Origin of the sequence: Aliiruegeria haliotis, from assembly GCF_003003255.1 — a bacterium.
Taxonomy (GTDB): Bacteria; Pseudomonadota; Alphaproteobacteria; order Rhodobacterales; family Rhodobacteraceae; genus Tropicimonas; species Tropicimonas haliotis.
Map to the genome: position 1 here is coordinate 724,864 of NZ_PVTD01000001.1, position 23,519 is coordinate 748,382.

20 protein-coding genes, 1 tRNA gene and 1 pseudogene are annotated in these 23,519 nt (G+C 63.4%); 17 read left to right on the forward strand and 5 right to left on the reverse strand.

The window, feature by feature from the left end; genetic code table 11:
- Positions 1-65: 65 nt before the first annotated feature.
- The 12 genes from CLV78_RS03265 to CLV78_RS03320 all read left to right on the forward strand — a co-directional run bounded on the left by CLV78_RS03265 (position 66) and on the right by CLV78_RS03320 (position 8,926).
- Positions 66-1,112 (forward strand): cysteine desulfurase family protein, encoded by a 1,047-nt coding sequence (locus tag CLV78_RS03265; protein ID WP_106203311.1) that lies wholly within the window; start codon positions 66-68, stop codon positions 1,110-1,112.
- Between the two features lie 50 nt (positions 1,113-1,162).
- Positions 1,163-2,689, forward strand: coding sequence for a Fe-S cluster assembly protein SufB (sufB, locus tag CLV78_RS03270; RefSeq protein WP_106203312.1), 1,527 nt, complete (start codon positions 1,163-1,165; stop codon positions 2,687-2,689).
- Positions 2,682-2,891, forward strand: a complete 210-nt coding sequence (locus tag CLV78_RS03275; protein ID WP_106203313.1) for a hypothetical protein — start codon at positions 2,682-2,684, stop codon at positions 2,889-2,891. The genes sufB and CLV78_RS03275 overlap by 8 nt, the downstream gene beginning before the upstream one ends.
- A 16-nt stretch (positions 2,892-2,907) precedes the next feature.
- A complete protein-coding gene (locus CLV78_RS03280) occupies positions 2,908-3,414 on the forward strand; it encodes a cupin domain-containing protein (RefSeq protein ID WP_106203314.1) in 507 nt (168 codons plus the stop codon).
- A complete protein-coding gene (locus CLV78_RS03285; RefSeq protein ID WP_106203315.1) occupies positions 3,411-3,722 on the forward strand; it encodes a heavy metal-binding domain-containing protein in 312 nt (103 codons plus the stop codon). Before CLV78_RS03280 ends, CLV78_RS03285 begins: the two co-directional genes overlap by 4 nt.
- Before the next feature lie 77 nt (positions 3,723-3,799).
- A complete protein-coding gene (locus CLV78_RS03290) occupies positions 3,800-4,075 on the forward strand; it encodes a hypothetical protein (RefSeq protein WP_106203316.1) in 276 nt (91 codons plus the stop codon).
- Positions 4,076-4,170: 95 nt separating this feature from the next.
- Positions 4,171-4,926: a Fe-S cluster assembly ATPase SufC gene (sufC, locus tag CLV78_RS03295; protein WP_106203317.1), complete on the forward strand. Its 756-nt coding sequence runs from the start codon at positions 4,171-4,173 to the stop codon at positions 4,924-4,926.
- A 1-nt stretch (position 4,927) separates the two neighbouring features.
- Complete coding sequence (gene sufD / locus CLV78_RS03300; protein WP_106203318.1) at positions 4,928-6,214, forward strand: Fe-S cluster assembly protein SufD; 1,287 nt, start codon at positions 4,928-4,930, stop codon at positions 6,212-6,214.
- Positions 6,215-6,218: 4 nt separating this feature from the next.
- Entirely contained in the window at positions 6,219-6,725 is a 507-nt protein-coding gene (locus CLV78_RS03305; protein WP_106203750.1) for a hypothetical protein, read from the forward strand.
- A gap of 10 nt (positions 6,726-6,735) precedes the next feature.
- Complete coding sequence (locus tag CLV78_RS03310) at positions 6,736-7,347, forward strand: YIP1 family protein (RefSeq protein WP_106203319.1); 612 nt, start codon at positions 6,736-6,738, stop codon at positions 7,345-7,347.
- Positions 7,340-8,572 carry a cysteine desulfurase gene (locus tag CLV78_RS03315; protein ID WP_245924816.1) on the forward strand — a complete coding sequence of 411 codons (1,233 nt, stop codon included), beginning with the start codon at positions 7,340-7,342 and terminating at the stop codon, positions 8,570-8,572. Before CLV78_RS03310 ends, CLV78_RS03315 begins: the two co-directional genes overlap by 8 nt.
- Before the next feature lie 277 nt (positions 8,573-8,849).
- Positions 8,850-8,926: transfer RNA gene (locus tag CLV78_RS03320), tRNA-Arg, on the forward strand.
- A 224-nt stretch (positions 8,927-9,150) separates the two neighbouring features.
- Here the strand turns inward: CLV78_RS03320 and CLV78_RS03325 are convergent.
- Positions 9,151-10,752, reverse strand: coding sequence for a hypothetical protein (locus CLV78_RS03325; RefSeq protein ID WP_106203320.1), 1,602 nt, complete (start codon positions 10,750-10,752; stop codon positions 9,151-9,153).
- Between the two features lie 420 nt (positions 10,753-11,172).
- Here CLV78_RS03325 and CLV78_RS03330 point away from each other — a divergent pair, with 420 nt between their 5' ends.
- Entirely contained in the window at positions 11,173-12,039 is an 867-nt protein-coding gene (locus CLV78_RS03330) for a dienelactone hydrolase family protein (protein WP_211300931.1), read from the forward strand.
- 41 nt (positions 12,040-12,080) lie between these two features.
- Here CLV78_RS03330 and CLV78_RS03335 read toward each other — a convergent pair whose 3' ends face one another.
- Positions 12,081-13,697, reverse strand: a complete 1,617-nt coding sequence (locus CLV78_RS03335; protein WP_146136625.1) for an AfsR/SARP family transcriptional regulator — start codon at positions 13,695-13,697, stop codon at positions 12,081-12,083.
- 184 nt (positions 13,698-13,881) lie between these two features.
- On the opposite strand from CLV78_RS03335, the gene CLV78_RS03340 reads away from it, so the two are divergent.
- Both CLV78_RS03340 and CLV78_RS03345 read left to right on the forward strand, forming a co-directional pair.
- Positions 13,882-15,291, forward strand: coding sequence for a phosphatase PAP2 family protein (locus CLV78_RS03340; protein WP_106203323.1), 1,410 nt, complete (start codon positions 13,882-13,884; stop codon positions 15,289-15,291).
- 3 nt (positions 15,292-15,294) lie between these two features.
- Positions 15,295-17,373: a S8/S53 family peptidase gene (locus CLV78_RS03345; RefSeq protein ID WP_106203324.1), complete on the forward strand. Its 2,079-nt coding sequence runs from the start codon at positions 15,295-15,297 to the stop codon at positions 17,371-17,373.
- 314 nt (positions 17,374-17,687) lie between these two features.
- Here the strand turns inward: CLV78_RS03345 and CLV78_RS03350 are convergent, their stop codons facing one another.
- Complete coding sequence (locus CLV78_RS03350) at positions 17,688-18,188, reverse strand: hypothetical protein (protein WP_106203325.1); 501 nt, start codon at positions 18,186-18,188, stop codon at positions 17,688-17,690.
- 755 nt (positions 18,189-18,943) lie between these two features.
- Here CLV78_RS03350 and CLV78_RS03355 point away from each other — a divergent pair.
- Entirely contained in the window at positions 18,944-19,717 is a 774-nt protein-coding gene (locus tag CLV78_RS03355; RefSeq protein ID WP_106203326.1) for a hypothetical protein, read from the forward strand.
- Between the two features lie 263 nt (positions 19,718-19,980).
- On the opposite strand, the gene CLV78_RS24725 is transcribed toward CLV78_RS03355, so the two are convergent.
- Both CLV78_RS24725 and CLV78_RS24410 read right to left on the reverse strand, forming a co-directional pair.
- Entirely contained in the window at positions 19,981-20,514 is a 534-nt protein-coding gene (locus CLV78_RS24725; RefSeq protein WP_281261130.1) for a calcium-binding protein, read from the reverse strand.
- Positions 20,515-20,529: 15 nt separating this feature from the next.
- Positions 20,530-21,054: pseudogene (locus tag CLV78_RS24410) on the reverse strand (peptidylprolyl isomerase); the annotation flags it as partial.
- Between the two features lie 431 nt (positions 21,055-21,485).
- On the opposite strand from CLV78_RS24410, the gene CLV78_RS03365 reads away from it, so the two are divergent.
- Complete coding sequence (locus CLV78_RS03365; RefSeq protein WP_245924817.1) at positions 21,486-23,507, forward strand: ComEC/Rec2 family competence protein; 2,022 nt, start codon at positions 21,486-21,488, stop codon at positions 23,505-23,507.
- Positions 23,508-23,519 lie beyond the last annotated feature (12 nt).

Sequence of the window (23,519 nt, forward strand, 5' to 3'; positions counted from 1 at the left end):
CCCTTCGGGCGCCCGCGCGGCGTGCCCGGAGGGCACTTCGGACAAGAAAAACAGGGCTGCATGACATGAAGACGCGCTGCTACCTGGATTGGAACGCGACGGCACCGCTGCGGCCCGAGGCGCGCGATGCGATGGTTGCGGCGATGGATATCGTGGGCAACCCGTCCTCTGTTCATGGCGAGGGGCGTGCGGCCAAGGCGCTGCTGGAGCGTGCGCGGGCCCAGGTTGCGACAGCCTTCGGAGCCGATGGTGCCGACATTGTCTTTACGTCGGGGGCAACCGAGGCGGCCGCCCTCGCGCTGGAGGGGCGTGGTCTCGCCTGCGCGGGGACCGAGCACGACGCAGTCTCCGCATGGTGCGAGGAAAGCCTTGCCGTTTCCGCCGACGGGGCCGTCCAGGTCGCGCAGCCGTCGCAGTCAGCCATGCAGCTGGCGAACTCGGAAACCGGTATCATCCAGTCCCTGCCCGAGGGGCTGGCCGTGTCCGACATGACGCAGGCCTTCGGCAAGATCCCGGTGGCGTTCAACTGGTCGGGCTGCGACATGGCCCTGATCTCCGCGCACAAACTGGGCGGACCGAAGGGGATCGGTGCGCTGGTGCTCAGGCGCGGGCTGGACGTCGCGGCGAGGATCAAGGGAGGCGGTCAGGAGATGGGGCGACGCTCCGGAACTGAAAACCTCATTGGAATCGCGGGGTTCGGGGCCGCAGCCGAGGCGGCGCAGCGCGATTTGGCTGACGGAATCTGGGAGCGGGTCGAGAAACTTAGAAACATTCTAGAAAAAGCGCTGGAATCTTCCGCCCAAGATATTATTTTTGTCGGGAAATCGGCGGAGCGACTCCCCAACACCTCCAACATCGTTGTACCGGGGTGGCGCGGGGAGACCCAGGTGATGCAGATGGATCTGGCGGGGTATGCGATCTCGGCCGGTTCGGCCTGCTCCTCGGGCAAGGTGAAGGCGAGCCGCGTGCTGCGCGCGATGGGATTTGACGAGACGGCTGCTGGCTGCGCGATCCGCGTGTCCATCGGGCCGGAAACGACGGAAGAGGAGGTGTTGCGCTTCGCCGAGACCTGGCTGGCGCAATACCACAAGCACAAGGCAAGGGCGGCCTGACCGCGGCCCGCGCGGCGAACAGGCCGCGACACTCATGACAGGATGGATGCATGGACACGGTTGTAGATCAGGAGCTGGAAGTTCGAGAGGGCGTGGATCGGGAGACCGTCGAGGCCGTCCAGAACATGGGGACCTACAAGTACGGCTGGGAAACCGAGATCGAGATGGAATACGCGCCCAAGGGCGTGAACGAGGACATCGTGCGGCTGATCTCGGAGCGCAACAACGAGCCGGAGTGGATGCTCGAATGGCGCCTGCAGGCGTTCCGCCGCTGGGAGCAGATGGACCTGCCCAAGTGGGCGATGCTCAATATCCCCGAGATCGACTTCCAGGACCAGTACTACTACGCCAAGCCGGCCTCCATGCAGGAAAAGCCGAAGTCGCTCGACGATGTTGATCCGAAGCTGCTGGAAACCTATGCCAAGCTTGGAATTCCGCTGAAGGAACAAGCCATTCTGGCAGGCGTCGAAGGCGCGGAAAACGCGCCGGAGGAGGGCCGCAAGGTCGCCGTGGACGCCGTGTTCGATTCCGTTTCCGTTGGCACGACCTTCAAGGAAGAGCTTGCCAAGGCAGGCGTGATCTTCTGCTCCATCTCCGAGGCGATCCAGGAGCATCCTGAACTGGTGAAGAAATACCTCGGCTCCGTGGTGCCGCAGACCGACAATTTCTATGCCACGCTGAATTCCGCGGTCTTCTCCGACGGATCCTTCGTCTACATCCCCGAGGGCGTCCGGTGCCCGATGGAGCTCAGCACCTATTTCCGCATCAATGCCGAGAACACCGGACAGTTCGAGCGCACGCTGATCATCGCCGACAAGGGGGCCTACGTGAGCTACCTTGAAGGCTGCACCGCGCCGCAGCGCGACACCGCGCAGTTGCATGCGGCCGTGGTGGAGATCGTGCTGCTGGACGATGCCGAGGTGAAATACTCGACGGTCCAGAACTGGTTCCCCGGCGACGAAAACGGCAAGGGCGGCATCTACAATTTCGTGACCAAGCGTGCGGATTGCCGTGGTGCCCGGTCGAAAGTGATGTGGACCCAGGTCGAGACCGGCTCGGCGATCACGTGGAAGTACCCGTCCTGTATCCTGCGCGGCGACGACAGCCAGGGCGAGTTCTACTCCATCGCCATCACCAACAACCACCAGCAGGCCGATACCGGGACCAAGATGATCCACCTCGGCAAGAACTCGAAGAGCCGGATCGTGTCGAAGGGCATCAGCGCCGGCAAGTCGCAGAACGTCTACCGTGGGCTGGTCTCGGTGCATCCGAAGGCGAAGGAAGCACGCAACTACACGCAATGCGACAGCCTGCTGATCGGAAGCGACTGCGGGGCGCACACGGTGCCCTACATCGAGGTGAAGAACAATTCGAGCCGCTGCGAGCATGAGGCAACGACCTCCAAGGTCGATGACGACCAGTTGTTCTACTGCCGTCAGCGCGGCATGGACGAGGAAGAGGCCGTTGCGCTTGTCGTGAACGGTTTCTGCAAGGAGGTGCTGCAAGCGCTGCCAATGGAGTTTGCCATGGAAGCGCAGCAACTCGTGGCGATTTCCCTGGAAGGCTCCGTTGGCTGATCCGGAACGCAATACGGGCGGTTTCTGGTCCTTTCTGCCGTTCGGGCTGACCGTTCTGGGCGGCGCCACGGGTGTCTTCTACATCACCTTCGGCACCCAGAATGGCAATCCGGTGTTCGGGGTGGCGCTCGGTGCCGTGGCCGGCTGGCTGCTGGCGCTGGTCCTGCGGCACCTGGCCCGGCGCGCGGGCTGGGACAGCTGAACCCGAGGAGGACAACATGAACGGACCGGTGATCGATACCGACGGGCTCGATGGTTTCCCTATGGAGCCGCAAGGGGGCTCCGCAACCTTTGGTGCCACCGTTTCCCCGCTTGGCGGGCCGCTTGGCCTGTCCGGGCTTGGTGCAATGCTTGTCACGGTCCAGCCGGGTAAGCGGGCTTTCCCCTTTCACAATCACCTCGGCAATGACGAGATGTTCGTGATCCTGGAGGGCGAGGGAACCTTTCGCCTTGGCGAGACCGAGCATCCGGTGCGGGCCGGATCCGTGTGTGGCGCTCCAAAGGGCGGACCGGAGACAGCGCACCAGCTGATCAACTCCGGCACCACACCCCTGCGATACATCGGGATCTCGACCACCCAGGATCCGGAGGTCGTCGAATACCCGGACAGTGGAAAGTTCGCCGCCATCGCCGTGGCGCCCGGAGCCGACTTCATGTCCGCGCATCTCAAACATGTCGGGCGGCGTGAGGATGGCCGGGATTACTGGGAAGGAGAAATGGCATGATTGTGACGACCACGCCTGCCATTCAGGGCCACCAGATCACCGACTACAAGGGCATCGTCGTGGGCGAGGCCATCATCGGCGCCAACGTGTTCCGGGACGTTTTCGCAGGGATCACCGACATCATCGGAGGGCGTTCCAACGCCTATGAAACAAGCCTTGGCGAGGCGCGGGACACGGCCTTGCGGGAGCTTGAGGAGCGGGCCGCAGAGCTCGGGGCGAATGCGGTGGTCGGCGTGGATCTCGACTACGAGGTGGTCAACAACATGCTGATGGTCTCGGCCTCCGGCACCGCAGTAATGATCTCTTAACGTGCTGTTTCTGTCCCAATATTGCCCGGTTTCGAGGCCACGTTCCGCTGCAAGGATACTGCAGCGAGGAAAAGGGCATGGCAGCGGACCAGGCATTCATGGACAGGATTCACCGCATCGAGCAGGGCAAGCAGTGGGTGCCCGACGGAATCTGCGTGTCCGAGGGCAAGACCAAGGGCCGCAAGCGGCGTCCGCTCACGCGCGAAAAGCTGTTCACCGTGGCAGCCTCCACCCTGATCCTGTTCGTGCTCTACAAGGTTACCCTGAATTCGCAGCCGCAGATTGCGGAATGGTTTCTACAGGGAGGGCCGGAGACGGCGCTCGCTTCACTGACCGGTGCGATCGGCGGCTGACGCCGGACCCGACACCGACCCCGAACAAACGCTTTATCGAAACAGACGGCCGGACCCGCGAGGGTTTCGGCCTGCTTTGCATGCAAGGATGAAAAATGCTGGAAATCAAGAACCTGCACGTGAAACTTGAAGAAGAGGACAAGCAGATCCTCAAGGGTGTGGACCTGACGGTCGAAACCGGGAAGGTGCATGCGATCATGGGGCCGAACGGCTCGGGGAAGTCGACCTTGTCCTACGTCCTGTCGGGCCGTGACGGCTACGAGGTCACCGAGGGTGCCGCGTCGCTCGATGGTGAGGACCTGCTCGATCTGGAGCCGGAAGAACGCGCCGCCGCCGGCCTGTTCCTTGCGTTCCAGTACCCGGTGGAAATCCCCGGGGTCGGCAACATGACCTTCCTGCGGACTGCCGTGAATGCGCAGCGCAAGGCACGCGGCGAGGAGGAAATCTCCGCCGGTGACTTCCTGAAGCTGATCCGCGAGAAGGCGAAATCGCTGAAGATTGACGCCGACATGCTGAAGCGCCCGGTTAACGTGGGCTTTTCCGGTGGCGAGAAGAAGCGCAACGAAATCCTTCAGATGGCCCTTCTGGAGCCAAAGATGTGCATCCTGGACGAGACCGACTCCGGCCTCGACGTGGACGCGATGAAGCTCGTGGCCGAAGGTGTGAACGCCTTGCGCGATGCGGGCCGGGGTTTCCTGGTCATCACGCACTACCAGCGCCTGCTTGATCACATCAAACCCGACGTCGTGCATATCATGGCCGATGGCCGCATCGTGAAGACTGGTGGCCCGGAGCTGGCCCTTGAGGTCGAGACGAACGGATATGCCGATATCCTTGCGGAGGTTGCGTGACATGGCTCTGCCGCAAGTGAAACTGGAGGCCACGGAGGCACGGCTGGCCAGTCTGAGCCTGCCGGAGAGCGGGGCGTGGCTGCGGGAGGCGCGCGAGGCCGCGCTGGCCCGGGTGCAGGCGATGGGCTTGCCGCACGCCCGCGACGAATACTGGAAGTACACCCGTCCCGACACGCTGGTTCAGGCTGACGTGCCCGAAGCCGCGCTTTTCGATGCCGAGGGTGAGGTGTCCTTTGGCGATATCGACCGGGTGAAGCTTTACTTCGTCGATGGTGTCTTCGACCCCGAGGCATCCGACGATCCGGCGGTCGGCGGCGTGGAGATCGAACGCCTGGCCGATGTTGCCAGCGCCGATATCCACTGGGCCAAGGACGTTTACGGGGTTCTGGAAACCCGCGGGCAGGATCCGGTGGAACGGCCGCTCGCGGCGCTCAACACCGCCGTGGCCACGGATGGCGTGGTGATCCGGGCGACGGGCAAGGCCGAGAAGCCGGTCAACCTGATCTACCTGCACCGGAACACGACCTCTGATGCGGTGCTGCACCACGTCATCAAGGTCGAGGACGGTGCCGAACTGACAATCCTGGAAAACGGCCCCGCCGCCGCGCGGTTCAACAAGGTGATGGAGGTGGAAGTGGCCGACACCGCCGCGTTCCATCATGTCCGCACGCAGGGCCGCGACCACGAACGCCGCGCGGTCACGCACACCTTCGCCCGTCTTGGCCGTGAAAGCACTTTCAAGTCCTTCACGCTGACGGCCAATGGCGTGTTGACGCGCAATGAATGCGTGATCGAGCTGACCGGGAACGACGCCGTGGCCCACGTGGCCGGTGCCGCGCTTGGCGATGGCGATTTCCTGCACGATGACACGGTCTTTGTCACCCATGACGCGGAGAACTGCGAAAGCCGCCAGGTGTTCAAGAAGGTGCTGCGCAATGGCGCCACCGGCGTGTTCCAGGGCAAGATCCTGGTGAAGGACGGGGCGCAGAAAACCGACGGCTACCAGATCTCGCAATCGTTGCTTCTGGATGACGACAGTGTCTTCCTGGCAAAGCCGGAACTGGAGATCTATGCCGACGACGTTGCCTGTTCGCATGGTTCGACCTCTGGCGCCATCGACGAGGAGGGGTTGTTCTACCTTCGCTCCCGTGGGGTGCCCCGGGACCTCGCCACCGATCTCATGGTCATTGCCTTCGTGGCCGAGGCCATCGAGGAAATCGAGGATGAGGAGATTGCCGCGGACGTTCTGGGCCGGCTTGAGGGCTGGCTGGAGCGGCGGCGGGACTGAGCCCTTGTCCGTCACGACAGAGATCCTGCACACCTACCGGGCGCCGCGTGTTGTCATGCGGCGCCTGCTGGGTAGCATGGCCGGCGACGACCGGCCGGAAGCGCGGGCGCTCGTCTACCTGCTGGCGGGGTGTTTCATCATCTTCGTCGGCCAACTGCCCGGTTTGCTGGCTGTGCCGCTGACGGCTGCGGACGCGCCCCCGCGCGAGGCGCTGGTGGGCATCACCTTTTTCAGCTGGATGTTCATCTGGCCGCTGCTGTTCTACCTGCTCGCGGCCCTCGGACATGTGATGGCACGCCTGTTCCGCGGCAAGGGCAGTTTCGCCACGGCCCGGATGGCACTGTTCTGGACTGTGCTTGCGGTCAGCCCGCTGATGCTGTTTCGCGGCATGGTAGAGACCATGATCGGCCCCGGACCCCAACTGATGGTGGCCGACACGCTCGTAGGGGTTGCGTTCTGTGCCCTCTGGGCCATATCGCTTCTCGAGGCAGAACGTCCGCAGCCCGGCTGAAAGACCCCAGATGACTCAATTCTCCTTCCCAATCAAAGACCTCGTCCGGGAGAGCTTCAAGGACCCGAAAGGCGCCGCTCGCCGGATCATCGGCTACCAGATCGCCCCCGGCGTGCTCTGGGAGGTGTTGGCGCTGGTGGTGATCCTGAGCGTGATCGTCGGGCAGGGGCCGGCCTTCCTCACCGCCGCCTATGACGACACCAGCGGCATGATGCTGCCGGGGTTCTTCTTCAGCCCGGTCTTGCTGACGGTCGTGATGGGTATCCTCTTGGTGCTGGTGGTGCTGGCGGTGCATGGCGTCGGTCGGTTGGCCGGCGGGCAGGGGACCTTGCCGGGCGCGCTCGCAATCGTGGCCTGGCTTCAGTTCCTGCTGGTCTGCCTGCAATTGGTGCAGAACGTCACGCTGTTCGTGATGCCGTTCATGGCCAGCCTGATCGGGCTCGCCTCCATCGGCCTGTTCTTTTACCTGCTCACGCAATTCGTCTGCGCGTTGCACGGATTTCGAAACGCCGGCGTGGTTTTCGTCGGCATTCTGTTCACCATGATGGGGTTGATTGTCCTCATGTCGATTGTGCTCGCCGTGCTGGGCGTCGGGCTGGAAGGAGGTCCGACCGGTGTCTGATGTGCCATATGATGTCCAGGATATCCGCAAGGATTTCCCGATCCTCGCGCGGGAGGTGAACGGCAAGCCGCTGGTCTACCTCGACAACGGTGCCTCGGCGCAGAAGCCGCAGGTCGTCATCGATGCCGTGACCCGTGGCTACGCAGAAGAATATTCCAACGTTCACCGTGGGTTGCACTACCTTTCCAATCTCGCCACCGAGAAATACGAAGGTGTCCGGGAGATCATCGCACGGTTTCTCGGCGTGAAGGACGTCGAGGAGATCGTGATGACCTCCGGATCCACGGAAGGGCTGAACCTCGTGGCCTATGGTTGGGCCATGCCGCACCTGCAGGCGGGCGACGAGATCGTGCTTTCCGTCATGGAACACCACGCAAACATCGTGCCATGGCATCTCCTGCGGGAACGCCAGGGCGTGGTGCTGAAGTGGGTCGATGTCGACGTGAACGGCGATCTCGACCCGCAGGCGGTGATCGACGCCATCGGGCCGAAGACGAAGCTGGTGGCGGTCACGCACATGTCCAACGTCCTTGGCACGGTTGTCGATGTGAAAGCCATTGTCGCGGGCGCCCATGCCAGGGGGGTGCCGGTTGTGGTCGATGGCTCGCAGGCCACCGTGCACGGGCCGGTCGATCTCGACGATATCGGCGCCGATTTCTATGCGATCACCGGGCACAAGCTCTACGGTCCGTCCGGTTCGGGCGCCATCCACATCCGCCGGGAGCGGATGGACGAAATGCGGCCCTTTTTCGGGGGTGGGGACATGATTCGCCACGTCCACAAGGACGCGGTGGAATATGCCGATCCGCCGATGAAGTTCGAGGCCGGGACGCCGAACATCGTGCAGCAGATCGGCCTTGGCGTGGCGTTGGAATACCTCATGGACCTCGGGATGGAGAACATCGCCGCCCATGAACGGGCGCTGCGAGACTACACTCGGGACCGGCTCGACGGGTTGAACTGGCTCAACGTGCAGGGGCGCTCGGCGGGCAAGGGGGCGATCTTCTCCTTCACGCTGGATGGCGGCGCCCATCCCCACGACATCTCGACCGTGCTCGACAAGAAGGGGGTCGCGGTGCGCGCGGGGCACCATTGCGCCGGCCCGCTGATGGATCACCTTGGCGTCAGCGCGACCTGCCGTGCATCCTTCGGGCTGTACAACACGCGGGACGAAGTCGACAAACTGGTCGAGGCGCTGGAACTCTGCCACGATCTTTTTTCGTGAGAAGACAGCGATCTGGAGTTTGATCTTCACGCGACCCAACGCCTGTCGCTGGCTGCAGTCGAGGACGGCGTAGGCGGCCACGCAGTTGCTTCGTCGGAGGGATGTGTGCTCTGGCAAGAGCAAGGGCCATGACCATGTCCGGTGTCGCTTCCCGGGACGAAAGATCGTTCGGACCAGGCTCCGCCGTGGCAATGACCATTTCGCCCCATGCTCCGGCGTCCAACAGGCCAATTGCATGTTGCGGCCCGATGTTGGAGCGGATATACGCCTTCGGCACGCACCCGTAGCTCAGCTGGATAGAGCGCTGCCCTCCGAAGGCAGAGGCCAGAGGTTCGAATCCTCTCGGGTGCGCCACCCAATTCTAACGCAGGCCAGCAAGTGAGAGTTGGCGTACACCTTGAATTCTGCGGGTCCTCCGTTCAGTGAGCCGCTTGAGAAACTGGCTCTGGCTCGTTGCCGGCAGATCGGGTGCACAAGTGCCAAACCCGTAAGAACCAAATGACGTTTCGGCCAAAGCATCGAAACCCATCTGGTTCCTTTTCTTCGAGGAACTACTTGGCTGCCGTGGGGCGCCAGGGCTACCCGCCGCCTTCATTGTCACTATCTTTGCCGAGGTTTAGGGCCGAGAAATGGCAGGCCGATCCGATTTGCGGACCCAGTATCAATGGTGTGGGCTTTGCGCCGAACAGATACCCTGTGACATTGGGGCCCATTCCCTCGATGACGGTCGGAAAGAGCAATGCCGCGTCGTCGGCGACATCGGAGCGAGCGCGACCGCGATCCTCTACCATACTTCCGGTGACACTAAGGCCGAGCTGCTGCATGTAGTGAGACGCGTCAATCATTTCTGCGATCGGCACGCCGCATTCGTGCCGGTAGGAGACCAGCGACTCAAACACGTAGAACTCGGGTAAGAAATAGGCTGTACCCCCTGTTCGAAGATAGATCGTTGGGGAGGCGTCGAGTTCTTGTGCCGCCCAGTGCTCCGCGATCTCAGCGGCATCCTGTTCGAGCATCTTTCTCCAAGCCTGAAAACTCGACGGCACAATGAACTCGTACTCAATGTATGCGCGATCAAGACCAGGCAGGCGCGACAGCGGCGCAGGGTTTACACCGATCTGGGTAACCACGATACACATTGCCAACTGCCATCCCACAAGGAGTGCCGCCAGAACCGGGCGCGGATTGACAAGTGAAAGTGACAGAACAAGCCCCGCACCCATCAGATATGGCATGAAAAACCTAAAACCAAACATCATGTGCTGGCCCGATGCGTGACTGGCATAAAGCGCAAACAGAATGGCGCTGATTGCACCGCCACGAAGGATCGCTTTTGACAACGGCGGAGCGGTTTTCATCGAAGTAGGGCGGACAAACAGAGCGACCGGCACCAGCCCCGAGAGCAATCCGAAGTTGATCAGCGCTGAAAGGCTGTCTATCGGCGCGCGTCCGCCGCGAGCGAGCTTCAGATAGTAGGACGTCGGGAAAATATCGCCATAGTACAGTGTGGCAAACAGAAGCCAGCTAGACGACATTGCAATGCAAAGTGCGGCTCCGATCCACAGTGCTGGACGGTGAAACTCGATCAGGAAGATTGCGAGCAAGATCGGTGCCGAGACAAGAACGCTGTCGTGCCGTGTCAGGAACATCAGCGCCGCCAGAAATCCCAGCCAAACAAAGTCACAGGTTTCTGCAGTGCCGTTGCGATTCACCACGACCAGGCGCGACACGAACAGAATGGTGAAACACGCCAACATCGCTGTCTCCAGCCCGCCAACGGTCCAGAACACGAAGAACGGCGAGAAGAGCGTAAGCGCTGTGAAAGCAATCAGCGCAGGACCGTGGATTTTTGTTTCACGGCATACTGCAAGCCAACTACCAAGCACCAACACTGGTGCGAGAACGCGGTATCCCTCAACCGGGTCCACACCCAAGTGTGCCAACGACGTTTCCAGCAGCGCATGGAGTGGCGAGGTGAGCGCAGATACTCGTTCACCGAGATTATAGACAAGTCCGTGTCCGGCGGCAGCGTTTCGCGCGTACCGACCAACGATGTAGGCGTCGTCTGCTACAAACCCCCAGATCATGGCGCATAGGCCAAGAAAGACGATGGCGCAGGCCACAATGGTGGCGCGGTCGGTTGCGGATTGGCGAAGTTTTTCTGGATTGCAGGTTGCCATTCACAGGCTTTCGCAAGGTATTCTGGCAGCAAAATGGCGGCCCAACGTTGAAAATGACATGAAAGGTTGGAGCGAATGCAAGATAACACGATCATCAATCTGAGGTTTTGAACAACCTGCTGCCTGGGATCACGTTATTGCCTGAGACAAGGGAATTGGGTCCCTACGCGCAAGCTCCGCTGTCTCGACCGTTCCATTCGGAAGTCCGGCTGCTGATAGGGGAAACCTTGCACTGTCCTCGGGCAGCGTGGCGGCATTTTGTTCCCCGCCCGTTCAGTACAAGCTATTCGTTGTTGGAGTCGTATGGGACAGGGGCGGGCCGCGATGATCGATCGTTCAGAATTGCTCCGTGGGATGCCTGCGGTGTGTCGGGCTGTGGGCGCGGCGGTCTTTAGAGTTGGTATCCCGGCAGCTTGTCTGTTGGCGCTGGCTGGGTGCAGCACCTACCTTGAGGTTCAGGGGGCGTCGGTCGAACGGCGGGACCCTGACAGCCTCTCCGCGATGTTGAAACCGGCCTACCGGAGTTTCCGGCCGTCAGGACCCGGCCCCTTTCCGACGGCCATCCTCGCGTCGGGTTGCGACGGGCCGAAGGACAACTTGGATCGCTGGGCGACGATGCTGGTCGAGCGCGGCTGGGCCGCCCTGATCGTCGACAGCCATGGCCCGCGCGGCTACGACGCGGCGCAGCGTTGGCGGCTGGTCTGTGCAGGGCAAATCCTGACCGGCGGCGAGCGTGCAGGCGACATCGCCGTCGCCATTGAGGATGCGCGCAAGCTGGAGTTCGTGGATCCGGACCGTATCCTGCTGATGGGCGCCTCCCATGGCGGTTGGGCCATTCTCGACATGCTCGCCTTGCATGCGCGCGGTCGCACACCCTACAACCTGAGCCGCTGGCCGGACAGCCTTTCGGCTCCGACGCTGGAGGGCTTCGCCGGTGCGATCCTCCTCTATCCCTATTGCGGTGTGGCAAGCCAGGTCAGGCGGGCGGGGTGGCGAGGCGACTTGCCGGCGCTGTTCCTGCTGGTGGAGGGGGACACGATCGTGGACGAGGAAGCCTGCCACGTCCTTGCCGAATCGATGGCGGCGCGGGGTGCAGAGGTGGACGTACACCTGCTCCGGGGCACGACACATGGATTCGATCAAGTCGAAAAGAGCGCGTTCAGCAGGTTGGAGTTTTCGCCCGACGCCCTGTCCGAGGCGCAGGCTGTCGTGACGGACTTCCTTGCACGGCAATCGAAAGCGCCCGATCATCCCGGCCGGGCGCGCGGTGATGGTCGGAAGCCATGATCTGCGGCGCGACGGACATCTGAAGGGTCTGCACTGGGCCGCTACAGAAGCCTTGGAAGGTTCTTCAGGTCCAACAACGTGTTGTTGCGCAGCGATGGCGTCGGGTAGTCCGGTTCGGCGAAATCCCGGAGCTCGAAACCGGTTTCAAGCACGCTCAGGCGCAGTTTCGCATCCTCCGCCCGGGGAAAATCGCCCTGGGCAAGGTAGCCGGCCAACAGGAATCGCAGCGGTGGTTGAAAGTCGGGAAGCAGCGCGTTGACCGTTTCGAGCGTCGCTGTTCCCTCGGCGATCCGTCCGGAAATGATCGCGGACATCCCGAAGAGAAGGTCAATCATCGGTCGATGCGGTCCCTCGCCGGTGAAGCGCCGTGCCCGCAGAAGCGCCTCGTAGGCGCGTTCGACATGCCCGGCAGAGAGATGTGCATAGCCGGTGCTCGCCCAGCCATAGACGTTGACCGGGTCAATCCGCAGCGCGCGCGCAGCAAGTTCGTGCGCCACCGGGGGCTTGTCGAGCACGAAGGTGTAGACATGGGAGGCCAGGGCGAGGACCTGCGGGTTCTGCGGTTCCATCTCGACCGCGCGGGCGACCAGCGACTTGGCCTCGTCCCGCAGCAACCCGATATCCTCGCGGCGGCGTTCGCCAAAGGCCAGGCACCGCAGAAGGGCCTTCCAGGCCAACACGATGCCGCGCGGTTCCTCCTCGAAACAAAGCTGCAACCGGGTGTCGAGCGCCTTGAAGTCACGTCCCCGGGTTCGCAACATGTCATCGACGGTCGCAAACAGGCTTGCAGGCGCGGCTGCTGCACCATGGCCGGGAGCCGGGCTGGGCGGCGCCGCCAATTCTGCCGCGATCCGGTCGATCCCCAGGCCGATCAACGGTGCAATCTGCGGCAGCAGCCCTTCGCCGGTTTCGGGATCGAGGGGGGCCATTGTCGTCCACAATACCCGTCGGTTGTCGAGCGACCGCAGCTGCACCGACACCGAGTTCCCAAAGGCATCGTTGCGCTCGCCCACCGACAGGATGCATCCCGCCTTGTCTTCAGGGATCGACGGCGGCGCATGCCCATCCGGGACCATCTCGACCGGCCCGCGATCGCTGACACCCTGCGCAATGGCTTGCCCAAGGTGTTCGGCCACAACCGTGCCACCTGTCGGCTTCTCGACCACGAGCCAAGGCCGTGATGCACCTACAGGCGCGAGGATATCGGGTGCAGCCAGATCACTCTCGTACGCGGCCGCACGCTGTTGGCGCCGGTCGCGCAGCCATCGCTCGAACTCCGGATCGCGAATATCGAGACCCTCCAGATACTCGACGGCGTCCAGGTCTCCGGGCGGTCGATCCTCCGCGTCGGTTACAACACCGTCCCGCCGCAGCCGCACAAGGTTTCCCTCGGTCTCCAGCAACTCGCGGTGAGGACCGAACGCGCGCCGGATTTCGCTGAGGGCCTGGCGCAGGCTGCTGGCGCCCTGTTCCTGTTGCCGATCGCTCCAGAGGTGATCCTGAAGGTAGCTTCGTGCCCGGCAAAACTCGTGCGCTTCAAGCAACAGGGCAAGGAGCCCGCGAGATTTCATCGAATGCGGGGTGCGGTCGGTTCCGTGCGGGCCTGTGACGCGGAAAACGCCCATGACCCGAAAACTCAGCCTGGCCGACGTGGTCATGAAAATTGACCCCAAAACGTCCTTGTACGTGCCGATCCGACACCGGCCTTGCATTGAGAAATGAGAGGCGGCCGGGGTCGGAGTTTCGGAAACGTAGCAAAAAAAGCGTGATTCTGGTATCTGTCTTTCCGTTGGGTAAAGTTTTCAACCCGTTTTCGTCGGTATTTCAAGGACGGAGGGCAATATGCCTGTGTTTTCGCAAAAGATCATCGTCAGAAGTCAGTTTGGTGCCGGCGGTGCGGGCGGAGCAGGGGGGGCAGGTGGCCCCTTTGGCGCCGGTGGAGCGGGTGGTGCCGGGGGAGCCGGCGGCGCGGGCGGAGCCGGTGGCGCTGGTGGCGCAGGTGGGGAGACCCTTTCCCCCTACACGTCGGGGGCGCTGATCAGCAGCCGCGACGGCATCGTGGGAGACTGGCAGTACCAATCCGGCGCGCCAGCCTGGATCCCGACCCCGCACGGCTTTGGAGCCCCCGCCAATATCGAGCTTTGGTCGGAACGGGCGCGATCCATCGTCTTCCTGCAGGAACTGGTGCAGCCGCTGGTCTTTGCGCTCAGTGCGACACAGCAATCGCCGGACGCCGATCACAACTGGGCCGTGCTTGCCCAACGCCAGCCGATCCTTCCGGCACAGCTTTCGAACATGCCCGGCACCCCGGGCGCCCCCGACATCTTCTTTGCCATGCGGCGGCCAACGCCGGAGCAATTCGCCGCGCAGATGGACTGGCTGCGCCGCTATGCAGACCTGCGAGTGGACCGGGCCGGAGAGATCTTTGCCCAGGTCGATGATTTCATGCCGTTCTTCAGCTCGATCATGGATATCGGCCTGCGTCGGACCGCCAGGACGCTGGAGATGCTCGGCGCGGTGCACGACGCGACGATTGCGATCGAGATGCAGTTCAAGAACGCCATGGCCTGTCGCCGCCCCGACGAATACTCGCCACAGGTGCAGCCGATGATCCAGACTCCCGGCCACTCCGCCTATCCTAGTGGCCACGCAACGGAGGCCTTTGCGATCGCGACAGTGTTGTCCCACCTGGCGGTGTTGCGGTCTGGCAGTTCAGGCGCATCGGCACCGCCGGCCGCGCAAACGCAGGTTCAATTGCGCCGGCTGGCCTTCCGGATTGCCGCCAACCGCACGGTTGCCGGGGTGCATTTCCCCGTCGACTCGGCTGCTGGTGCCTACCTCGGGATGGCGTTGGGGACCTATTTCACGGCCCGGATGATGGCGGCCGCACGGGTGCTTTCAGGTTCGGCGCCACTGGGCAACACCGCCAGCGGCACCGATGCCGCCACCGATCCTTCCCCCGACGGTGCCCCGGCCAACGGCCCCGCGGCAAAGGCATCCGCCATACCGGCGGTCTGGCGATGGAGCTTCGACGGGCGCGGTTTCCATGCAACCGGGCAAAGGGACAAGGTCTCGCCGGACTTCAACCCCTGGCTGGCGGAACTGGCCTTTGATGGAGATGCCTCCAAGAAGGCCGAGAACGAGGCCTACGGCCGCGCGCCGGTCGCCGACGACAACCCGCTGCCGATTTCGGCCGATGGGTCCAGGGAACTCGGCGTTCTCTGGAACGGCGTCGTGGAAGAGTGGACCTGAGCCATGACCCTGACCTGGCAAGGCCCTCGATCCCAGAACGGTCTGGAAGGGGTGCAGCACCCGATTCAGCACTGGATCCTGGCCCCGGATCCGCTTCCGGCAACGTCTGGCTCCGGGGCGGAGGCGGATGGGACGGTGCTGGCCCATGTGTTCCGTTTCAACTCTTCACGGGACATGTTTGCATTCAAGGCCGCGTTCCCCCCGCGCGAGGACAGCGTGCCCACGGGTGGCACAAGCAGGCTCGCCTCGGGCGCTGTGTTTCCGGAGGTTGGCCCGATGCTTCTGCCCGACGAACAGCTGCTGACCACTGGTTTCGCCCGTTTCGACGAGGCAAGAGCCATGCACGACGCGCTCAAGGACAAGGGTTGGGGTGACATGTTGCTGGCCGGCCTGCCGGTTCCGGCACCGCCGCTCTCCGGGATCATTTCCGCGCTGGAGGCCGTCGTGCCACCGCGTCCGGCGCTCGGACAAGGCAGGCCAGTGCATGTCCTGCTGGACACCGCGATCGCATTCGCCAACGCGCGGTTCCTTGACGCGGACGGAAAAACGCGGATCGTCGAATTCTGGGATCAGAGCGCCCTGCCGGACAAGGGCGACCCGCGGTTTCTCGGGCGCCTGACCTCGGGCCGGGAAATCGATGCCATGCGAAAGGACCATAGCCAGGCCGGCAATGTCGACGACTGGGGGCTCTATGCGGCCTATGACGCCATGGCCTACGGTCCGGGCTCCGAGCGCCGGCTACCTGCGGCAACCGGGCACGGAACTCATGTGCTGGACACTTTGTGCGGCGGGCCCTCGGAGGCGTCGCAGATCGTGGCGGTGGAGTTGCCGCAGGCGTCTGTCGATGCCACCCACGGCGGGATGCTGGCGCCCTCCGTCCTGCTCACCTTGCAGTGGATGAACACGTGGAACCTGACGCCACCGCCGATGCTCAACTACAGTTTCGGCGGTATCGCGGGGCGGCACGATGGCGAGGGATTGCTGGAATCGCTTTTCGATCTCGCGGTGAAGAACGGCACCGCCTCCGCCATCACCCTGCCGGCGGGCAACAGTTTCGCCACACAGACTCATGCCCAGTTCACCCATGCGGATCTTGCCACGCCGCGAGAGCTCGTGTGGAACATCCAGCCCGACGACGGAACCCCGAGTTTCCTTGAAATATGGTTGCCCCGATGTCGCCACAGGCGCGGCGATGGCCAGCCCGACGACAAGGCCACCATCTCGCTCACGGTGACGCCACCGTGTGGAGGCGGGCGGAGCTTCACGGATCTAGACTACGGTGTGCATGAACTCCTCGACGGGGGGGACGTGGTCGCGCGGTTGTACATCATCTGCACACATCCGATCCTTGGCGGGAGAAAACGGCCGCTGATGTTGCTGGCGGTGCGTCATACGGCGCTCGGCCGTTCGCATTTCGGCCATCGCGGCGGGAAGCCGGAGTTGGCCGGCGACTGGGCCCTCGAATTCAGTGCGATCGACCTGCCAGATGGAGATACGGTCGATGTCTGGATCGAGCGAGACGATCCGCTCGGGCGGGCCCGGACAGGGGCACGGCAATCCTACTTCACTGCGCCGCGTCCCGTCTGGCCACAGGAGGCGCCGAAGTCACCCGTGGTCGGCAACGCGGGCACGATCTCGGACATTGCGACGGGCAAACGGACTCTCGTCGCGGCGGGCCACAGTCTCGTCGACCGCCAGCCGGCGTCCTACTCCAGCGAAGGTTTCGTGCCGAAGCCGCGTGCCCGGCCCACGGCTTCCGCGGGCTGCGAATTCAGCCCGGCCCGCCCGGGCCTGCTTGGCGCAGGTTTTTTCAGCGGCAGCACCTATCCGATGGGCGGGACCAGTACCGCCTGCGCTGTTGTGGGCCGGATCGCGGCAACCCTTGCGCAGAAGGGACAAAAACCGACCCGCGCCGAGGTCGCAGCGCGCGCTGCCCTTGATGACCCGCGGACCCACCCCGCAAACGACCGGCTGGACCTGCGTTTCGACAGATATGATGGGCCGCCGCCCCGTACCCGCGTCGGTGCAGGATGCCTGAACCTGCCGGCTGATCTGCTGCGCCGCAACGATGTGGACCGTTGATTTGCGCTCACCGCACAGGGCGTGATGCACATCATTCCGCGCAGGAGCGCGGAGTGGCCTATCGGTCCGGACCCGTCGGTGGTTTTGGCCGCGAAAGAACCATTCTGATGGAGAGGGCGCCTGCCGTGCTGGTGCACCAACGGCGTGCCTGTCGTGGCTTGAACATGGCACCAGTCTGCCGTCAGCGGGCGGCAGTACCGGAACTGCATGCCGAAACAGACAAGAAGGAGCACCCGAAGATGCTCCTTCCTGGACCCTGGACGATTGGAGCAGGGTCATCAGCCCCCCCCGGGGCCACCCCGTGGGTACGCGTCTCAGTTTTCCGACCACTGATCACCACGCATCTGTGTCAGTTCTGCGGTGGTGTAGCGGGACGGATCCACGCCGAGCGACCGGGCCATCTGGACGTGTCCACCGTTGGCGCGGACATTCGTGGTCGAGAGGGTCGCCACCTTGAGCCGATCATTGGCCTTTAGGAACCGGACCTGCGGATACTGGTCGTCGTTCACCGCCTGCCGGATCTGGACCAGCTGCGCAGTGGTATAGCGATCGGGATCAACCCCGAGTGACGCGGCAAGCTGATTGTGGCCGCTGGAGTTCCCGCCGGTCTGGCTCGACACTCGGGCGTCGATGCCATCGCTGGTGATGAACCGGATCCGGACGTCGTCGTCCTCGTCGATCGCCGCCTTCAGGCGGGTCAGTTCGGCAGTTGTGAACTGTCCGGGTTCGACGCCGAGCGAGCGGGCGAGTTGATCGTTGGCCGAGGCATCTCCGGCGTAGGAAGCGAGCAGTGCTACGATGATAAAGTGTTTCATGACTAGACCTTCCGTGCAGAGTTGAAAATCGGGGAGAGGGCATCTCCCCGAGCCAGCGGTCGCCCCTCGGAAGGGAGGCTTTCCTAGGAGGGGAGGGATCCGACCGTCTGGCACCACCTTTTTTGCGCCCGGCCGTGAAAGCGGCATCTGGCACGCGTGAGCCCACCGTTATCATGCCGTGAAATCCACAGCGCATCGTGAATCGTGACGGAATCCTGCGGGAATTTGCCCCGTCTAGAGCCAAGACATCCGGGGAAGCAATGCCCGCGGACGCGATGAGCAATGCGGAGTTCCCTGCGCGAAGGACACGAGTACACACCACGCGGGCGCTTGGAGCATACCCCCCTACGTCGAGGGCGAGCCCTGTTCGTTTCACAGGCGAACCATCGATAGGCGCCCAGTCGCCGCCTTTGCACTGACCACCCGGAGGCCGAAGGATGTGACGCGGCAGGACGACACTGGCGCTTCCGGCACATTTCCCGGTGAATCCGCCGAACAGGTTGGCCGCACTGTGGCGCCAGCCTTGTAGCCGCGCCCAGCCGCACGGACGGCGTGCGGCTGGCGCAAGCCACCGCCCCACCATGAGGCAGGTTTTGGAGGCCCTCCGGCAAGGTCCATAGGTTTTGACTGTTGGTTTGGTCACAGGGCCCGGCGTGGCTGAGCGGATACACAAGCAATACGCCTATGGTGCACAGCTTGACGCAAACACGCACTGGAGCAAGATGACCAGAACCGAAACCAGAGCGTGTGGCCGGATGTCCCCAATTCTCAAGACCGTGAACCCCTGCTTCCCGCGATCGGGGCACCGTTTTCTGCGGAACATCTTCGAGGCCTATTTCGACGACCAGTTCGTATTTGGATCCGTACACAATGCGGCCGAAAGAAAGGTCACGGAGGACACGAACTACATCAAGGACCACGACACTGGCCTTCTGTCCGGCAAGTCCGATCGCCAGATTACGTCAGATGCCCGATATCTCGTGCAATACCGTCACCCGCTTGAGAGCATCCAATCTTACTTCGAGTTCATTGTCTGCCGCGGCAAGCTTGAGGACAGTCCGGAGAAATGGGCCGGATTCCTGCCGCAGAGGCTGAGGTTTTGGAAAGCCTTCGTGCGCAAATGGTGCCTGGACCCCGGTATGCGTGCCAATGACCGCGTTCACCGGGTGCAATACGATGCTCTCTATTCCAATACGGTCGGAGAAGCCGAGAAGGCCATTTCCTTTCTGACAGGCGGACAGGTGGAGATTGATCACAAAAGGCTGGAAAGCGCAGTTGGCCAGTTCTCCAGGGGGTTTTGCCGCTACCGAATTGATGACGGCATGGAAGAAAAGCTGATCAATGCTCGGCGCGACGTTCGGGAGTTTCGGTATTTCAACGACGATTTCTATCGACTGGAGGAGGCGTTGGCCCGGGACTACCTCGAACCCCTTGGGATTCCGCGGCTGTTTGGTGACACCGACGCCACGCCTCCAGCGATGAGCGTGAACCTTCCCACAGAGCCCGCACGCCACCGACGAGCCGGTTGACTGAGAAACGGCGGAAGACAGCGGGGCAACATTCGACAAGCGCAATAAGCGCGGTTTCGACTGCTGACAATGTCGGTTACCCGGGCATAAAACGGCCGGAAACGACTGTCTCTGCACTACCCGGGTGTCAAATTGGACTCGATTGATGGAGCCTGCCTCCACGTCCCGGGTCGCTCGTCTGTCCAAAGTCCAATGGTCTGACCATCACGAACCGGACATGAAACCGTCTCGTCGGGCTGGTCGTTCCGTACGATCTCAGTGGCTCAGACAATCGCCAGGTCGTCTTTCAGGTCGTTCAGCGTCCCACGATCCTCAATTACCAGCCGTTCAGCGCCGAAATCGAAGACGAGATCCCCTTTCTCCACGCTCGCGAACTTCCGAATGATCTGGCCCTTGTTCAGGGTGCCGTTCCACAGGCTGTCATCGAGCCGGATCGTATCCACGTCGTTGACGAAGTCCTTTATCCGGTCGACGCCGTAGCCTTTTCGGAAGACAAACGCGTCACCACCCCGGCCACCGGTCAGCGCATCGTTGCCCTTGCCACCGTCCAGAACATCCTTGCCCACGTTTCCGAACAGCTTGTCATTGCCCGCGTGGCCCTTGAGAATATCCCGGCCCGCATCGCCCTTTAGTGCGTCCTTGCCTTTGTTTCCATTGAGCTTGTCATTGCCCGCGCCGCCTCGCAGCGTGTCGCCGCCCTTGCCGCCGCTCAGCACATCCCTGCCGCGCAGACCGAACAGGACCTCCGAGGCAGCACCGCCATTCAGCTTGTCGTTTCCGCCGTCTCCGACCAGCACATGTCCCGGGGCCAGATCGTCGGCGATATAGGCGTCGAGGACCCGGTCCGGCGTGCCCTTGACCTTGCCGTTCTGAGCGCTGTCGCCCTGTTTGATCTGGTCGACGAACGGCATCCCGTCCCGGACCAATCCGAAGACCGTGTATTGCCCGTCCAGCGACGGCGCCGGATCTGTCATGATGAAGAACTGGCTGTTGCCGCTATCGGGATCGGCCGCACGTGCCATGCCGACGATACCGCGCTGGAAGGAGTTCCCCGAGGGCTCCAGCGGAACGTCGGGCAGGGACGATCCACCGGTGCCGACAAGATCGCGGTCCCAGCCATCCTTCAGGTCGCCGTATTGCACGTCGCCCGTCTGCGCCATGAAGCCGTCGATCACCCGGTGAAAGGCGACATTGTCATAGTCGCCGCTACGGGTGATCGCCTTGATTTGGTCCACGGTCTTTTCCGCGACATGGGGCGCAAGCCCTATCGCGACGGTCCCGTACTTCAGCTCCAACATCAGGATGTTGGTGGGATCATTCAGCGGATTTCCGGCCATGTTTGCCCTCGGCGGTTCGTGCATCCATGTGAGGGTACTTTGACGTGGTGCCACTGTCGAGAGTGACCGACCGGTCGGACCCGTCGGAAACGACCGGTTGGCCTCGCAACATGCCCGACATCTTGCATCGTATCACCGGCTCTGCTCCAACCCGGGCCAGACACGCCTGTGTTGCGACACACCGAACCCGCCCCGCAACGACCGGCCGACACGTACGGGTATCTGCGCGCCGGGGGCTATGGATGGCTTTGGCGCCATCCGGAGCGTGCGGATTTGCCATCCGAAATCGGCCATTTTGTCCCGACCTGCACGGCCGAGGTTAACCCTTTTTCAACCATGATTACCCTAGCGTCGCTGCGATGTTTGCTGCGCCCGTGGTCTCCCGTTCGTCCGTGCGCCGGGCCGGTCCGGCCCGGGCTGCGCAGCGGATGATGCTCGCGCAACGCGGCACGCTGCTCCTCTGGGTGCCGGTGTTCCTCGCTGTTGGCGTCTCGATCTGGTTCGCGCTTCGGGTCGAGCCCGGCGCCGGCGCCTACTGGGCCGCGGGGCTTGCCGCTGCGTTCCTCCTGCTATTGGGGCTGCGGGCCGGGGACGCCGTCTCTCCGTTCTTTCTCGCCTGTTGCCTGGTACTTGCGGGGTTCCTGCTGGCAGGGGCGAGGGCGCACCTGGTGTCCGCCCCGGTGCTCGGTTTCCGCTACTACGGGCCGATCGAGGGAAGGATCGTGGCGCTGGACCGGTCCAGTTCCGACAAACCGAGGCTGACGCTTGACCGGGTGGTGCTGGCGGACATGCATCCGGACAGGGTGCCCCGAAAGGTCCGGATCTCTCTCCATGGCGCGCAAGGGTTCGTCGTTCCGGAACCGGGACTCACGGTGATCCTGACCGGGCATCTGTCGTCGCCGTCCGGGCCGGTCGAGCCGGGCGGCTTCGATTTCCGCCGGATGGTCTGGTTCAAGAGCCTTGGCGCTGTCGGCTACACGCGAACACCGGTCCTGGTGCTGGCCCCGGCCGAGGAGGGGCGGGCGGGGTTGGGCGTTTTCCGCACCCGGATGGCCCTGTCAGAGGCCATCCGGTCCCGCGTCCCCGGCGATGCGGGCGGCTTTGCAGCGGCGATCCTTGCGGGCGACCGGTCCGCAATGGACCATGACGTGGTCGAGGCCTTGCGCAACTCCAACATGGCCCATCTGCTGGCGATCTCCGGCCTGCACATGGGGCTGCTGACCGGGGTGGTCTTTGCCGGACTGCGGGCCATCCTGTCGCTGTATCCCTGGCTGGCACTGCGCTTTGCGATCAAGAAGATCGCCGCCATGGCGGCGTTGGCCGCGGGGGCGGGCTACCTTGCGCTTTCAGGGGGAAGCGTTTCCACGGAACGGGCCCTTGTCATGGTTGCGGTCATGTTCGGGGCGGTGTTGCTCGACCGGCGGGCAGTCTCGCTTCGGTCGGTCGCCATCGCCGCCACCCTCCTGCTGTGCTGGAGCCCGGAGGCGCTCTTTGGTCCCGGATTTCAGATGTCGTTTGCCGCCACCACCGGTCTTGTCGCGGTCTTTGGCTGGCTGCGGGATCATCCCGGCGTTCTGGCGCGGGTGCCGCGTTGGGGGATGCCGGCGTTGACAGTCCTGATCTCTTCGGCGGTTGCCGGTGCCGCCACGGCCCCTTTCGGCGCGGCCCATTTCAATCGGATTGCGGATTACGGGTTGATTGCGAACCTGTTTTCCGTGCCCGTCATGGGCGCCCTCGTCATGCCGTCAGCCGTCGTTGCCGCCGTGATGGCGCCGTTTGGGCTCGAGTGGATCCCGCTTTCCGTGCTCCGGCTCGGGTTGGAGTGGATCCTTCTTGTTGCCGAAACTGTCAGTGGTTGGGAGGGGGCGGTCACCCATGTCGTGGCGCCGGGACGCGCGGTGCTGCCCTGCCTCAGCCTCGGCGTGCTTGTCTTCCTGATCTGGCGAGGGCGGGGGCGGTTCCTTGGGCTGGCGGGGGTGGCGGTGGCCGGTGCGCTCTGGCTCACGGCGGAGCGGCCACCGGTCCTGATTGCCGATACGGGTGGGCTGGTCGGGGTCATGGGACCAGAGGGTCGCACGGTGAGCAAGCCACGTGGCGACGGGTTCTCTGCATTGACCTGGCTGGAAAATGACGGTGACGGGGCCGATCAGGCCACCGCTGCCGGGCGCCCCGGGTTCGTGGGGCCAAAAGGCGACCGAACCACCATCCTGGATGGCGGGGTCAGCCTCCGGCACCTGACCGGGCGGGGGGCGGTCGATCGGCTACAGGAGGGCTGCGGCGCCGATATCGTGGTGATCAACACAAGCGTAGAGCGATTGCCGCGCACGGGTTGCCGACTCGTCACGCCCGAAACGCTGCGTCGTTCCGGGGCGCTGGCGGTCTGGCCGGAGGCGGAGGGCGTCCGGATCCTGTCCGTGCGCGATACGGAAGGAGCACGGATGTGGTCACCGTGAGCCGGAGCGGCC

Excerpts from the sequence above, each read along its gene's own strand:
- CLV78_RS03265 (WP_106203311.1), top strand. The coding sequence starts at position 66 with ATGAAGACGCGCTGCTACCTGGATTGGAACGCGACGGCACCGCTGCGG.
- sufB (WP_106203312.1), top strand. The coding sequence starts at position 1,163 with ATGGACACGGTTGTAGATCAGGAGCTGGAAGTTCGAGAGGGCGTGGAT.
- CLV78_RS03280 (WP_106203314.1), top strand. The coding sequence starts at position 2,908 with ATGAACGGACCGGTGATCGATACCGACGGGCTCGATGGTTTCCCTATG.
- CLV78_RS03285 (WP_106203315.1), top strand. The coding sequence starts at position 3,411 with ATGATTGTGACGACCACGCCTGCCATTCAGGGCCACCAGATCACCGAC.
- CLV78_RS03290 (WP_106203316.1), top strand. The coding sequence starts at position 3,800 with ATGGCAGCGGACCAGGCATTCATGGACAGGATTCACCGCATCGAGCAG.
- sufC (WP_106203317.1), top strand. The coding sequence starts at position 4,171 with ATGCTGGAAATCAAGAACCTGCACGTGAAACTTGAAGAAGAGGACAAG.
- sufD (WP_106203318.1), top strand. The coding sequence starts at position 4,928 with ATGGCTCTGCCGCAAGTGAAACTGGAGGCCACGGAGGCACGGCTGGCC.
- CLV78_RS03310 (WP_106203319.1), top strand. The coding sequence starts at position 6,736 with ATGACTCAATTCTCCTTCCCAATCAAAGACCTCGTCCGGGAGAGCTTC.
- CLV78_RS03325 (WP_106203320.1), bottom strand. The coding sequence starts at position 10,752 with ATGGCAACCTGCAATCCAGAAAAACTTCGCCAATCCGCAACCGACCGC.
- CLV78_RS03335 (WP_146136625.1), bottom strand. The coding sequence starts at position 13,697 with ATGACCACGTCGGCCAGGCTGAGTTTTCGGGTCATGGGCGTTTTCCGC.
- CLV78_RS03340 (WP_106203323.1), top strand. The coding sequence starts at position 13,882 with ATGCCTGTGTTTTCGCAAAAGATCATCGTCAGAAGTCAGTTTGGTGCC.
- CLV78_RS03345 (WP_106203324.1), top strand. The coding sequence starts at position 15,295 with ATGACCCTGACCTGGCAAGGCCCTCGATCCCAGAACGGTCTGGAAGGG.
- CLV78_RS03350 (WP_106203325.1), bottom strand. The coding sequence starts at position 18,188 with ATGAAACACTTTATCATCGTAGCACTGCTCGCTTCCTACGCCGGAGAT.
- CLV78_RS03355 (WP_106203326.1), top strand. The coding sequence starts at position 18,944 with ATGTCCCCAATTCTCAAGACCGTGAACCCCTGCTTCCCGCGATCGGGG.
- CLV78_RS03365 (WP_245924817.1), top strand. The coding sequence starts at position 21,486 with ATGCTCGCGCAACGCGGCACGCTGCTCCTCTGGGTGCCGGTGTTCCTC.